The sequence below is a fragment of the Alteriqipengyuania halimionae genome, assembly GCF_009827575.1.
Classification (GTDB): Bacteria; Pseudomonadota; Alphaproteobacteria; order Sphingomonadales; family Sphingomonadaceae; genus Alteriqipengyuania_A; species Alteriqipengyuania_A halimionae.
This window is the reverse complement of record NZ_WTYR01000001.1, coordinates 1436101-1448499: the sequence shown is the minus strand read 5'-3', so window position 1 is coordinate 1448499 and position 12399 is coordinate 1436101. Positions and strand designations below refer to the sequence as shown.

Annotated in this window: 11 protein-coding genes and 1 pseudogene; 6 read left to right on the top strand and 6 right to left on the bottom strand. The window is 64.2% G+C overall.

Going from position 1 to position 12399, the window contains the following annotated elements:
- Positions 1-17: 17 nt before the first annotated feature.
- From rsmA to GRI68_RS06965, 4 genes are all read right to left on the bottom strand, one after another.
- A complete protein-coding gene (gene rsmA / locus GRI68_RS06980) occupies positions 18-836 on the bottom strand; it encodes a 16S rRNA (adenine(1518)-N(6)/adenine(1519)-N(6))-dimethyltransferase RsmA (RefSeq protein WP_160616582.1) in 819 nt (272 codons plus the stop codon).
- On the bottom strand, positions 833-1834 hold the full coding sequence (pdxA, locus tag GRI68_RS06975) for a 4-hydroxythreonine-4-phosphate dehydrogenase PdxA (protein WP_160616581.1): 1002 nt from the start codon (positions 1832-1834) through the stop codon (positions 833-835). The genes rsmA and pdxA overlap by 4 nt, the downstream gene beginning before the upstream one ends.
- A 4-nt stretch (positions 1835-1838) precedes the next feature.
- Positions 1839-3218 carry a peptidylprolyl isomerase gene (locus GRI68_RS06970; protein ID WP_160616580.1) on the bottom strand — a complete coding sequence of 460 codons (1380 nt, stop codon included), beginning with the start codon at positions 3216-3218 and terminating at the stop codon, positions 1839-1841.
- 167 nt (positions 3219-3385) lie between these two features.
- Complete coding sequence (locus GRI68_RS06965) at positions 3386-5728, bottom strand: LPS-assembly protein LptD (protein WP_160616579.1); 2343 nt, start codon at positions 5726-5728, stop codon at positions 3386-3388.
- A 125-nt stretch (positions 5729-5853) separates the two neighbouring features.
- Between GRI68_RS06965 and GRI68_RS06960 the strand changes: the two genes are divergently transcribed.
- The 5 genes from GRI68_RS06960 to GRI68_RS06940 all read left to right on the top strand — a co-directional run bounded on the left by GRI68_RS06960 (position 5854) and on the right by GRI68_RS06940 (position 9340).
- A complete protein-coding gene (locus GRI68_RS06960) occupies positions 5854-7293 on the top strand; it encodes a leucyl aminopeptidase (RefSeq protein ID WP_160616578.1) in 1440 nt (479 codons plus the stop codon).
- A gap of 23 nt (positions 7294-7316) precedes the next feature.
- Positions 7317-7751 carry a DNA polymerase III subunit chi gene (locus tag GRI68_RS06955; protein ID WP_325063772.1) on the top strand — a complete coding sequence of 145 codons (435 nt, stop codon included), beginning with the start codon at positions 7317-7319 and terminating at the stop codon, positions 7749-7751.
- 32 nt (positions 7752-7783) lie between these two features.
- Positions 7784-8275, top strand: coding sequence for a hypothetical protein (locus GRI68_RS06950; RefSeq protein WP_160616577.1), 492 nt, complete (start codon positions 7784-7786; stop codon positions 8273-8275).
- 134 nt (positions 8276-8409) lie between these two features.
- Complete coding sequence (gene ndk, locus GRI68_RS06945; protein ID WP_160616576.1) at positions 8410-8832, top strand: nucleoside-diphosphate kinase; 423 nt, start codon at positions 8410-8412, stop codon at positions 8830-8832.
- A gap of 115 nt (positions 8833-8947) precedes the next feature.
- Positions 8948-9340 (top strand): VOC family protein, encoded by a 393-nt coding sequence (locus tag GRI68_RS06940; RefSeq protein WP_199799725.1) that lies wholly within the window; start codon positions 8948-8950, stop codon positions 9338-9340.
- Positions 9341-9392: 52 nt separating this feature from the next.
- Here GRI68_RS06940 and purN read toward each other — a convergent pair.
- Both purN and purM read right to left on the bottom strand, forming a co-directional pair.
- Positions 9393-9974: pseudogene (gene purN, locus GRI68_RS06935) on the bottom strand (phosphoribosylglycinamide formyltransferase); the annotation flags it as partial.
- Complete coding sequence (purM, locus tag GRI68_RS06930) at positions 9967-11064, bottom strand: phosphoribosylformylglycinamidine cyclo-ligase (RefSeq protein WP_160616574.1); 1098 nt, start codon at positions 11062-11064, stop codon at positions 9967-9969. The gene purM and the pseudogene purN, both read right to left, overlap by 8 nt.
- Before the next feature lie 65 nt (positions 11065-11129).
- On the opposite strand from purM, the gene GRI68_RS06925 reads away from it, so the two are divergent.
- Positions 11130-12392 (top strand): heavy-metal-associated domain-containing protein, encoded by a 1263-nt coding sequence (locus GRI68_RS06925; RefSeq protein ID WP_160616573.1) that lies wholly within the window; start codon positions 11130-11132, stop codon positions 12390-12392.
- Positions 12393-12399: the final 7 nt, after the last annotated feature.

The window sequence follows — 12399 nt, the reverse complement described above, 5'->3', positions numbered from 1 at the left end:
AGCGATTTTCCCGCCGATCACGAGAGCACTCGGGCCAGTGCGACGAATTCGTCGATCGCAAGGGTTTCGGCCCTCTTGGTCGGATCAATTCCCAGTGCCTCGAGCGCGGCAATCGCGCCGGGCACCGGCTTGAGCGACTGACGCAGCATTTTGCGGCGCTGTCCGAACGCGGCCTCGGTCACGCGCGACAGCATGGCTGGGCGCACGCCTTCGGGCATGTCGCCGGGTTCGATATGCACGATCGCGCTCATCACCTTGGGGGGAGGCGTGAAAGCGCTACGATGCACTTTCATCGCCAATGAAGCGCTTGATCGCCACTGCGAAAGCACGGCGAGGCGCCCGAAAGTGCCGCTGCCCGGTTTGGCGACGATGCGCTCTGCAACCTCGCGCTGGAACATGAGGGTCAGCGACGACCAAGCGGGCGGCCAGCGATCGGAGGAGAGCCAGTCGACCAGCAGAGCGGTGCCGACATTGTAGGGCAGGTTGGCGACGACCGCGAAAGGTGTGTCGAACAGAGAGGCCTGGTCGATCGCCAGCGCGTCGCCTTCGATGAGTTCGAGCTGGCCGGGAAATGCTTCGGACAGATCCGCAAGTGCGGGCAAACATCGCGGGTCGCGCTCGATCGCCGTGACCATTGCTCCGGCACGCAGCAAAGCGCGGGTCAGCCCGCCGGGACCGGGCCCGATTTCGAGTACCGGCCGACCATCAAGGTTGCCCGGAATAGCGGCAATGCGATCGAGCAATTGCTCGTCGAACAAGAAGTTCTGGCCCAGCGCCTTGCTGGCCGACAATCCGTGCCGTGCGATCACCTCGCGCAAGGGGGGCAATGAGGTCATCTGCGCCGTGCCGCCATCTCGCCCGCCAATTTGAGCGCGGCGATCGTCGCCCCCGGATCGGCCAGTCCTTTTCCTGCAATCGCGAACGCAGTGCCATGATCGGGTGCAGTGCGAATGAAGGGCAGTCCCAACGTCACGTTCACGCCCTGATCGAAATCGAGCGCCTTAACCGGGACCAGCGCCTGATCGTGATACATGCACAGCGCCGCATCGTAAGTCGCACGAGCGCGCGGAGCGAACAGCGCATCGGCCGGGTGAGGGCCGGAAACGAGCAATCCCTCCGCTTCGAGCTGCGCGATCGCCGGGGCTATAATGCGGGCTTCCTCATCACCGAACGCGCCGTTCTCCCCGGCATGCGGATTGAGCGCAGCGATCGCAAGGCGCGGTTCCGACAGCCCGAAATCGCGCTGCAGCGCCGCTGCGACAATGCGCGCGCGCGAGACGATCAGCTCGGTCGAGAGCGTTTCGGGGACATCTGCCAGCGCAACGTGGATCGTCAGCGGGACGGTGCGCAGGGAAGGTCCGGCGATCATCATTGCGACGGCATCTGGCGCAAGCCCGGCGGCATCGGCGAGGAATTCGGTCTGCCCCGGAAATGCGAAGCCGGTAGAGGCGAGCCTAGCCTTCGAGACCGGTCCGGTGACTACGGCTGCGGCTCGTCCATCGCGAGCGAGCACGGTGCCCTGTTCGAGCGATGCCCGTGCCGCCTTTGCGCCTTCATCGTCCGGATCGCCTGGCGAATAGCGCGCGTCGGCGCCATCGAGCACGGGCAGGGCGTTTTCAAACCGCGCTGGCACATCTGCGAGGTCAGTGACCGAAGCGGTTTCGATGTCGAGCCCGAGATGCGCCGCGGCTTCCCCGAGCACGCGACGTCCGCCGCACACGACGAATGGCGAAATACGCTCGCTTTTCCGCCGAAGCCATGCCGAAAGCGCGAGTTCGGGGCCGATCCCCGCCGGATCGCCAAGCGTCAGCGCCAGCGGGGCGGACGATGGCACGGCGTCAGCCGCCGGTGACGTCGGTGCTCGAGCCGTAAGTCACAATCGCGTCGCGGCGCAAATCGCGCAGGAAAGCCTGAGCTCGCTTGCCAATCCGCTCATCTTCGAGCGACGTGAGAACCTGCTCGAAATCGGGCGAAGCCGCGACCTGCGGATCGTCGCGACCGCACAGCATAAGCACGCTGATCGAACTGTCGCCGGCCGGGAAGGGGCGCGTGGTCTGGCCCAGCGAGAGAGAAAGCAGTTCGCCCTGCAGCTGGCCCGGCAGATTCCGCGCGGGAACCTCCTGGTTGCGCACGACAGTCAGTCCGTATTCGCTGGCACCGCGATCGAGGTCGCCACATCCGCGGATCGAGCGGATGGCCCCGACATAACGCTCCTGGAAGGCGGGAAAGGTCTCTTCATTCAATCCAGGAGGAATCGGCGCCGAGATTTGTGCCAAGCTGAGGACTGCGTCGCGCGGGTCCGTGGTCAGCACCCGCCGTTTGTCACGCAGAAGAATGATCGAGAAGCCTCCGGGCATTTCGACCGGGCCGACCAATTGGCCGACTTGCATCGAACGCACGGTTTCGGCGATGGCAGGATCGAGACGGTCCGCGCGCAGCCAACCCGAATCGCCGCCCTTTGCAGCGGTGGAAATTTGCGATCGGCGCGCGGCGATGGCGCGGAAATCGGCGCCTTGCTTGATCGCCTCGACGATCTGCATTGCCGTCTGATAGACTTGGTCGCGTGTTTCCGGCGTGCTCGAAAGCGCGATTTCACCGTAGAAAAATTCTTCCTGACCCTTCGCGGCCTCCTGTCGCGCAATGATTTCGCGCACTTCCTCTTCGGAAACGTTCACAAACGGCGCGACGTAGCGGGATTGGAGTCGCTGCCAGGCCAGTTCGGCACGTATCTTGAATAGCAGGGTTTCTGCGGTCGTTCCGTACTGGCGAAGAAACGCGTCCATCTCTTCGGGTTTCTGTCCGAAGTTCTGCTGCGCGGCGCGATTGAACATCTGGATCACTTGCGCGTCCTCGACCGCCATATCGTCTTCGACGGCCTTCTGGATCTGGATCCATTCATCGATCAGGCGATTGCGGATTGCCACGCGCACCTGTGCCATTTCCTCAGGCGGAACTTCGCCTTCGCGGCCGAGCAGTTCGAGCGCCAGGCGACGATCGATATCCGTGCCCGTTATTACGGCACCGCCGACTTTCGCGGAAGCGAGGCGCAAATCGGGGTTCTCCCCCATCAGGGTCGGATTGTCGGGAATGTCGAGCCCGCCGAGCGTAGCGTCTTGCGCGTGGGCAGCAGAGACCGTTGCGGCCATCGCTGCCAAGGGGGTCAGTGCCCCGAGCGCCGCTGCGCGGATAAGGGGACGAAGAGTGCGTTGCTTCATCATACCAATATTGAAACCGTCAATTGCTGCAGGATCTGTCCGACGGAAACAGAAGGTACCTGTCGGATCATTGCCCCAAGGGATGCACGGCGGCGGATTAACCGCTGCTGAGCCACGTGAAAGCCGGATAGCGCGTTTGCCTGCGCACTTCAATCGAGCGGCGCACCTGCTCAGTTGATACCGAGACCCAGCAGCTTGATGCCGAAAATGAAGGTGTTGCCGCGCACCGCGTCGCCGGTCGATACATAGTCGCGACGCCAGGTGATGCCGAGCTCGAGGCAATCGTCGCGATAGGCCAAGCCGAGCCGCGAGCGGAGCAGGTCGAAACCGTCGGACTGGAGAGTCGGGTCTTCGTCGCGATTGGTCAGATTGGCGACCATCGACCCGAACACCGACCAGTAATCGGCAAAGGCGACGCGCCCGGCGAGTCGCAGTTCCTCGCGGTCGCGCAGATCCTCGATCGACAAATCGACATTCCGGTCGAGCCGCAGATACCCAATCTCGGCATAGGTCTTGGACGATCCGATCGTGGCATCGAACTCGTTTCGCCGAACCGCCAGATTGTCCTTGTCGAGCCGGAAGCGGTGGGTCAGCTTGACGAAGTCGCTGTAGCGCAGCTCCGTCCGCCCGACGAAATCGGAGACATTGCCGGAAAGCCCGGTGCCATCGGGTAGGATCGCTTCTTCGTCGCTCAGGCGATAGGACTGACCCAAGGTGGCGAAGATGCGCCATCCGGGGAATTCGGCGCGCCAGTCGAATCCATAATTGACCCGCACGCCATCCTCGACCCGGTCGTAACCGGGGAAGCGGTTAAGGGCGAATAGGTTGCTGGTTTCCAGGTCGATCGCGCGGCTATCCTCGTTGGGAATGGCGAGATTGCGCAATTGCGGGCTGGCGACGAGCTGAACCCGGGGCGACAGGACTTGTGTGCCGCCGAGAAATGGCGCGACAAACGGCCATTTCACGTCGACCGCCGCGGTCGCGATCCCGCGCGTTTGCCAACCTTCGAGGCCGCGATAGAGCGCGGTGACGGTGTCCGCGTTGTCTTGCGAATGGTACACATCGCCGCGCAGTAGGGCGGTCAGCGTGACTTCCTGACCCATCGATGTAATCCGGCGCCAGTCCCACTGCGCCTTGGCAAAGGCGCGGCGCGTATCCTGTCCATCGACCCGCACGATATTGAGCGAATTGAGCTGGAGCGTCACTTGCCCCTCGGCGATCGGGTCGACCATCCGGGTCCGAAAGTCGATCGCCGGCAGCGCGATCGGAATCTGCCCCTGATCCTGACCTGCGCGCAAGGTCTGCGTCGCCCACCCGGCGATCGTCAGATAGGTATTCTCGCTGATATATTCTGCGTTGATGTTCGACCGCAGCCGGTCCTCGCGGCTGATGTCGTAACGGCGCAGGAAGGTGCGGTCCGATGCGATCCGCGTCGAATGCGAAAGCGACCAGTTCTCGTCGAACTGGAACTTGCCGTTGGTGAACAGATAACCCCGGAAACGGTCGCCCGGCGGCGCCGGATTGCCGCCAAGGGGCTGGCGTTCGGAATAGGTCGCGTAAGCGGTTGCCTGAAACGCCCCCAGATCTGTCAGGTGGCGGTATTGGCCGGACACCATCGGCGGCGCTTCGGTGAACACGTAACCTGACAGAAGCAGGTCGCGATTATCGTCGAGCCGGAGATAGTAGCTGTCGCTGATCTCGATCCCGTTGCTTTCGGAGAAGCGCACATCGGGCACCAGCACACCGGAGATCGCGCGTCCGTCGGTCGTGACGGTCAGGCCGGGAAGCGGGACTAGCCGCGCGCCGAACAGTTCGAGATAGGCCCCTTTGAAGTGCAGCTCGCGCTCGCTTTCGTCGAAGACCACGCGTTCGGCAGTGATGCGCCAGCTGGGCTTCTTGCTGCACCCATCGGCTTTCTGCACCGAACAAGCCGAGTAGGCAGCGCGGGTGAGCTCGATATCGCCCTCCACCCCGCGCGCGGCTTCGACGGCGGCAAGGCGTCCGCCTTCGGCCAGCACCAGCAGCAGGTCGTCCATCGCCCCGGCATCGAGTTGATCGGTCAGTTCGACGCGGTCGGTCAGCAACTGGTTGCCGTCGCCATCGATAATGCGGACATTGCCTTCGGCGACGATCTCGCCGGTACCCTCGTTCCAGCGAACAGTATCGGCGCGCACCGAGCGTTCGCCCTGGCGCAGCACGACATCGCCGGTGGCCGTCACGGTGGCGGTGTCGGCATCGTATTCGACCGTACTGGCTTCGAATCCGATTCGGCCTTCGCCGGGATCGGGGATCGCGGTGACGGGTGTCCGTTCCGCAGGCTGCGTATCGAGGGAGGGAATGCCGTCCTGTGTCTGGGCGCCGGTCGCCACGGGATCGTCGGTGGCGTCGCGATCGTGAGCCTTGTCCTGGGCCGATTCGACGCCGGGTGCATCGCCCGATTGGGCCAGCGCGACCTGCGGGCACAGCACGAGAAGCGCCACGCCGCCCAGCAGGCGCGCATGACGTCCGAACATTCGTGCTGGGCTACCCGGCCGGACCATGGCTTGCCTATCGCACCGCCCGCGCCTAATCGCAATCCGCACTTTGCCGGGGTCGCAAGAACCTCGTGCCGACACCCTCATTACGCTGTGGAGAGCCCATGAACATCCGTTTCGTCGATAACGCCGGAAGCGCCGATGCGCTGCGCGTCGTGCCCGTTTCCAAGAACGATCTTCCCGCATCGATGCCGCCGGTCGCGCGCGACAATGCCGAACGCGCCCGCTTCACCGGCAAGGCCGGGCAAGTGCTCGAGATTTTCCACGACGGTGGCCGACTCGCGCTGGTCGGTTTGGGCGAGGACAAGAAGGCCGCAGATCTGGAAAAGGCCGGCGGTGCGGCCGTGGCGAAGTACTGGACCAGCGGTGAAAGCACGATCGCGCTCGACCTGTCGGACAGCGATCTGAACGCCGAAGACGCCGCCGCGCTGCTGCTCGGCATGAAGCTGCGCAACTGGCGTCACGAGCGCTTCAAGACCAAGCTGAAGGACGAGCAGAAGCGCACGATCGAGACGATCGAAGTCATTGGCGCGCCCGCCGGAACGTCTGAAGCCTGGGAAACCGAAGCGGCGCTGGCCGAAGGGATCGAGTTCACCAAGCACCTGATCGCCGAACCGGCCAACACGCTTTACCCCGAGAGCTTCGTCGACATCTGCCGCGAAACCTACGCTGGCACCGGCCTCGAAATCACCGTGCTCGACAAGCAGCAGATGACCGATCTCGGCATGGGTTCGCTGCTGGGCGTTGCGCAGGGCTCTGTTCGCGATCCGCGCCTGCTGTGCGTCGTCTGGAATGGCGGTGAGGCAGGCGACGCGCCGACTGCGTTCGTGGGCAAGGGCGTCACCTTCGACACCGGCGGCATTTCGCTGAAGCCCGGACCCGGCATGGAAGACATGAAATGGGACATGGGCGGCGCAGGGGCCGTCGCCGGTGCGATGCTGGCGTTGGCAAAGCGCAAGGCTAAGGCCAACATCGTCGGCGTGTGCGGCCTTGTCGAGAACATGCCCGATGCCGCGGCCCAGCGCCCCGGCGATATCGTGACCTCGATGTCGGGCCAGACGATCGAAGTGCTCAACACCGATGCCGAAGGGCGTCTGGTGCTGGCCGATGCGCTGCACTGGGTGCAGACGGAGCACAAACCTGCACAGATCGTCGACTTCGCCACGCTCACGGGCGCGATGCTCATCGCCCTCGGCCACGAATATGCCGGCGTGTTCTCGAACAATGACGATCTCGCCGATGCGCTGCTCGCAGCCGGCAAGGAAAGCGGCGACAAGCTGTGGCGCTTCCCGCTGTCGCCGGCGTACGACAAGCTGCTCGAATCGCCGATCGCCGACATGAAGAATATCGGTCCGCGCGTGGCCGGCTCGATCACCGCGGCGCAGTTCCTCCAGCGCTTCATCCTCGACGACACGCCGTGGGCGCATTGCGACATCGCCGGCATGGTGTGGAGCGACAAGCCGGGCGCTACCTACGACAAGGGCGCGACCGGATACGGCGTGCGCCTGATCGACCGCTTCGTACGCGATACGCTGGAAAGCTGAGCGTGCGACGCGCCCGATAGAGGATGGCGATGCGCGTCGATTTCTACGTCCTCGGGCAGGTGCCTGCCGAACGGATCGTCCCGCCGCTGGCTGCGAAAGCACTTGCGGCGGGCGAACGCATGCTGGTGGTCTCCGCCGATGCGGCGCAGCGCACCGCGCTTTCGGATGCATTGTGGGGGCAGGACGGCTTCCTCGCGCATGGCGAGGAGGGCACCCCGCATGCCGAGCGGCAGCCTCTTCTTATCGGCGGCGATCTCTCTGCCGCCAACGACGCGAAACTGCTTTTGATCGCCGATGGCCAATGGCGCGATAGCAATGATTTCGCGCGCATTTTCTTCTTGTTCGACGATGATCACCGCGATGATGCGCGCAATGTCTGGCGCGAAACGTCCGCGCGCGACGATGTCGAGGGGTTCTTCTGGAAGCAGGAAGGCGGCAAATGGCGGCAGGGCCCGTAATTTGCTAGACGGCGCTCGAAGGAGATTCGCCCATGCGCGCCATTGCCGTCACCGCCCTCTTCGGCTTGCTTGCAGCGTGCGGCGGTTCCGAGGACGATACCACCACCGTGACCACGCCCGAAAGCGACGTCGTGATCGACGACAGCGGCGATGGCGAGCAGGTCCGCATCACCAGCAAGGATGGCGAATCGATCAAGATCGCCAAGCGCGGCGGCAACGATGCCAAGTGGCCCCAGGGCTTCTCACCCTATCCTGGCGCAACGGTCACCAGCGACATCACGATGGGCGGCGGGCCGCAGTCGGGACAGATCATCACGTTCGAAAGCGATGATTCGGCCGAAGAGATCGTCGCCTTCTATCGCAGACAGGCCGAAGCGGCGGGCTTTGGGATCAAGATGGATCTTAAGGTCGAAACGGGGCGGATGCTTACCGGGCAGACGCGCGACGATGCGATATTCTCGATTAACGCCCGCGCTGTAGAGGAAGGCACCGAGGCCTCGCTGACCGTGGGGAGAGGGGGCTGAGCGGATCTTTCGGTGGCGGCGCGCGCCGATCGCAGAAGCCTCCGCCGAAGCCGACGCATCTTGCCTCGCGCGCATGCGGGCGCTAGGGGCGCGCGCGAGAGACCCCTCCCTTCTGACATTCCAAGGAATTACCCATGGCGGTTACCCGCACCTTTTCGATCATCAAGCCCGACGCGACGCGCCGCAACCTGACCGGCGCGGTCACCAAGATGCTGGAAGAAGCCGGCCTGCGCGTCGTCGCCTCCAAGCGCATCCTCATGAGCGAAGAGCAGGCAAAGAAGTTCTACGAAGTCCACGCCGAGCGTCCGTTCTACGGCGAACTGGTCGACTTCATGATCTCCGGCCCGGTGGTCGTGCAGGTGCTCGAAGGCGAAGACGCCGTGAAGCGCAACCGCGACATCATGGGCGCGACCAACCCGGCCGATGCCGATGAAGGCACGATCCGCAAGACCTATGCCGAATCGATCGAAGCCAACTCCGTGCACGGCTCGGACAGCGACGAAAACGCCGCAACCGAAATCGCGTTCTTCTTCAGCGATGATGAGATTGTCGGCTAAAGCCAACGGCGAAGACATCGTCGGCTGAAGACTTCCGCTTCAGCGACAAATAAAAGCGGCGTTCCCCATCGGGAGCGCCGCTTGTTTTGTATGGGGGCTCTCCCATATCGCGAAGATGAGCAGCAAGCTGCGCCTCGACCATCTGACGATCCTCTACACGGACCGCGCCGCGAGCGAGCGACATTACGACCTGCTTTTGCCGATGATCGGATTCTCGTCTCCCAAGCCGGGAATTTGGACCGACGGAGATGGCTTTTGGCTCCAGTTCATGCAAGCGGAGGTTGGGACTGCTCCTTATGAACGCTACGGTGCGGGGCTCAATCATTGGGGCTTTGCCATGGACAGCGCCCAGGCGGTCGAGGATTTGCGCCAGGCCCTGATCGAGGGCGGGCTGGATGTTCAGCCGATCCAGGATTTGGGCGGCGCCAAAGCGCTCTTTATTCCGGATCCCGACGGGCTGCGGGCTGAATTCACCTGGTATCCCGAAGGCGTCGATACGGTCGGCTAGGCGCCCAGCGTTCCGCAATATGCGCCAAAGCCTTTGCTTGGGATCTCCATCAACGCGACACGTGATCGCCCAACATGCGCGGATAGAGCTGGTGCTCGGCAAACTTAACCCGCGCGGCCAGGGTTTCGGGCGTGTCTTCGGCGCGGATCGCGATGTCGAGCTGGCCCAGGACCGGACCGTCGTCGAGCTCGGGCGTGACGAGGTGCACCGAGCAGCCATGGCGCGAATCGCCCGCTTCGAGCGCGCGGGCGTGGGTGTCGAGGCCCTTGTATTTCGGCAATAGCGAGGGGTGGATGTTGAGCATCCGGCACTCCCAGCGCGCAACGAAATCGCTGCCGAGAATGCGCATATACCCCGCCAGCGCGACATATTCGGCGCCGCTTTCGCGGATTGCGGCGTCCATGCGCTCTTCGTGCGTCGGGCGGTCCATGCCCTTGTGGGAGAGAGCGAAGGTTGGCACATTTTCATCGCGGGCTAGGGCGAGGCCATCCGCATCGGGATCGTTGCTGGCGACGAGCACGATCTCATACGGCGCATCGGGCAGGCGGCTGGCATAGAGCAGCGCGGCCATATTGGTTCCGGCCCCCGACAGTAGCACCGCGACCTTGGCGCGGGCACGCGTCGCGTCAGGCATTGTGCGTCGCCGACCAGTCCTCGCGTGCAGCCCAGGTGGCCTGCGAGCCGCGCACGGTGCAGCCGCGCTCGCCTTCGCCAATTGAGCCGATTCGCAGCACCGTCTCGCCTGCAGATTCGAGATCGGCGGTCAGCCCTTCGACCTCTCTTTCGGCCACCGCCAGCACCATACCGACGCCGCAATTGAAGGTGCGCGCCATCTCTGCCGGTTCGATGTTCCCCTGCGCTTGCAGAAACGCGATCAGGCCGGGCTGGGCCCAGCTATCGGCGTCGACGGTCGCATGCAGTCCCTTGGGCAGGACCCGCGGAATATTCTCGAGCAGGCCGCCGCCGGTGATATGGGCAAGGGCGTGGATCCGACCTGCACGGATCGCGGGCAGCAGGCTCGCCACGTAGATGCGCGTCGGTTCGATCAGGGCGTCGATCAACAGGCGTTCATTGTCGAACAGCGCGGGGCGATCGAGCTTCCAGCCCTTGTCTTCCGCCAGCCTGCGGACCAGCGAATAGCCGTTCGAATGGACGCCCGAGCTGGCGAGGCCGAGCAGCACGTCGCCCGCTGCAACCTTGTCGCCGGTCAGTTGCTCGCCGCGTTCGACCGCGCCGACGCAGAAACCCGCCAGATCGTAGTCGCCCTTCGCATACATGCCTGGCATTTCCGCCGTTTCGCCGCCGATCAGCGCGCATCCGGCCTGTTTGCAGCCGTCGGCGATGCCCGCGATCACGCGTTCGGCAATGCCGTTCTCGAGCTTTCCGGTTGCGAAGTAATCGAGAAAGAACAGCGGCTCGGCGCCCTGGACGATCAGATCGTTGACGCACATCGCGACCAGATCGATTCCGACGCTGTCGTGTCGGTCATGATCGATTGCGAGCTTCAGCTTGGTGCCGACCCCGTCATTTGCGGCAACGAGAAGCGGATCCTCGTAGCCCGCGGCCTTGGGATCGAAGAATCCCCCGAACCCGCCGATTTCGCCATCGGCGCCGGCGCGCGCAGTCGCCTTCACCAGCGGCCCGATCGCCTTGACCAAAGCATTGCCGCTCTCGATCGAGACTCCGGCCTGTTCGTAGGTGTAGCTGCCATTTTTCGACGTCATGCGCGGCTCCATACGCTTTCGCGCTTGGATTTCCACGCCCCTTTGGGCAAAAGCGCACGCATTCGATGATGTCGCACCCTATCTCCTCTCGCCAAACCGCCCTTTCGCTGCGTGTGGTCGGCCTCCTGGCCGTGCTTGCGCTGGCCTTTGCCGGGGCTGCCCTGTGGGCACAGGTAATGGGCGAGCGCGGGATCGCGCCGGTCGCCGCGACCGGGGATATCGAGGTGTACGACATCAAGGTCGACGTGACCGGATCGAGCGCCGAAGACGCGCGCGAAAAGGGCTGGGCGGAAGCCCGACGCAAGGGCTGGGAGAAACTCGGTGGCCCGTCGCGCAGCGATTCGCAGCTCGAAGGCATGTCCAGCGCGATCATCATCGAGCGCGAACAGATCGGCCCGCGCCGCTACATCGCCACGCTGGGTGTCGTGTTCGATCGCCAGCGCGCCGGCCAATTCGTTGGCGGCAAAAGCGGTGGCGCGCGCTCCGCTCCGCTGCTGACCATCCCGGTCCTCTATACCGGCGGCGTGGCGCAGGTTTACGAAACGCGCGGTCCGTGGCAGCGCGCCTGGGCACAGTATCGCGCGGGCGAAAGCCAGATCGACTATGTGCGTCCGGCCGGATCGGGTGGCGAATCGCTGCTCATCACTGCCGGCAATGCGGGGCAACGGAGCCGTATCTGGTGGCGCAATATTCTCGGCAAGTTCGATGCTGCGGACGTCATCATGCCGATGGCCGAACTCGATTTCGAGTATCCCGGCGGCCCGGTGGTGGGGACCTTCACCGCGCGTTACGGCCCGGACAATCGCTATCTCGCCAGCTTCCGCCTCCGCGCGGATAGCCAGGACAAATTGCCGCAAATGCTCTCGCAGGCCGTGGTCCGGATGAACCGCGCCTACGAACTCGCGCTCGAACAAGGGATTCTGACGCCCGACAGCTCGCTGCGTCAGCGCCAGACCATTCCCGGTTGGGTGTCGTCGCTGATCGCGGCGGGACGCGATGCCCTTAATCCGCCGGCTGCACCGCCGCCGCCGCCGCCCGAGGCGACCGAAACGCCGGGCGATACGCCTGCGCCGATCGAAACCTCGATCCCGGTCCAGTCCTTCCAGTTGCAATTTGCCTCGCCCGATGCAGGCGCGATCGACCGGACGCTCTCATCTGTCCGCGGCGTTCCCGGAGTAGGCAGTGCGTCGATCCGCTCGACCGCGCTCGGCGGTACGTCGGTGCTCGGCATCGTCTTCACTGGTGACGAGGCGGCGCTGCGCAAGGGGCTGCGCGATGCCGGCTTCAGTGTCAGCGGCAGCGGCAACCGGCTGACGATCTCCCGGTGAGCGAGAA

Coding starts and splice junctions, on each gene's coding strand:
- rsmA (WP_160616582.1), bottom strand. CDS start 836: ATGACCTCATTGCCCCCCTTGCGCGAGGTGATCGCACGGCACGGATTG.
- GRI68_RS06970 (WP_160616580.1), bottom strand. CDS start 3,218: ATGATGAAGCAACGCACTCTTCGTCCCCTTATCCGCGCAGCGGCGCTC.
- GRI68_RS06965 (WP_160616579.1), bottom strand. CDS start 5,728: ATGTTCGGACGTCATGCGCGCCTGCTGGGCGGCGTGGCGCTTCTCGTG.
- GRI68_RS06960 (WP_160616578.1), top strand. CDS start 5,854: ATGAACATCCGTTTCGTCGATAACGCCGGAAGCGCCGATGCGCTGCGC.
- GRI68_RS06955 (WP_325063772.1), top strand. CDS start 7,317: ATGGCGATGCGCGTCGATTTCTACGTCCTCGGGCAGGTGCCTGCCGAA.
- GRI68_RS06950 (WP_160616577.1), top strand. CDS start 7,784: ATGCGCGCCATTGCCGTCACCGCCCTCTTCGGCTTGCTTGCAGCGTGC.
- ndk (WP_160616576.1), top strand. CDS start 8,410: ATGGCGGTTACCCGCACCTTTTCGATCATCAAGCCCGACGCGACGCGC.
- GRI68_RS06940 (WP_199799725.1), top strand. CDS start 8,948: ATGAGCAGCAAGCTGCGCCTCGACCATCTGACGATCCTCTACACGGAC.
- purM (WP_160616574.1), bottom strand. CDS start 11,064: ATGACGTCGAAAAATGGCAGCTACACCTACGAACAGGCCGGAGTCTCG.
- GRI68_RS06925 (WP_160616573.1), top strand. CDS start 11,130: ATGATGTCGCACCCTATCTCCTCTCGCCAAACCGCCCTTTCGCTGCGT.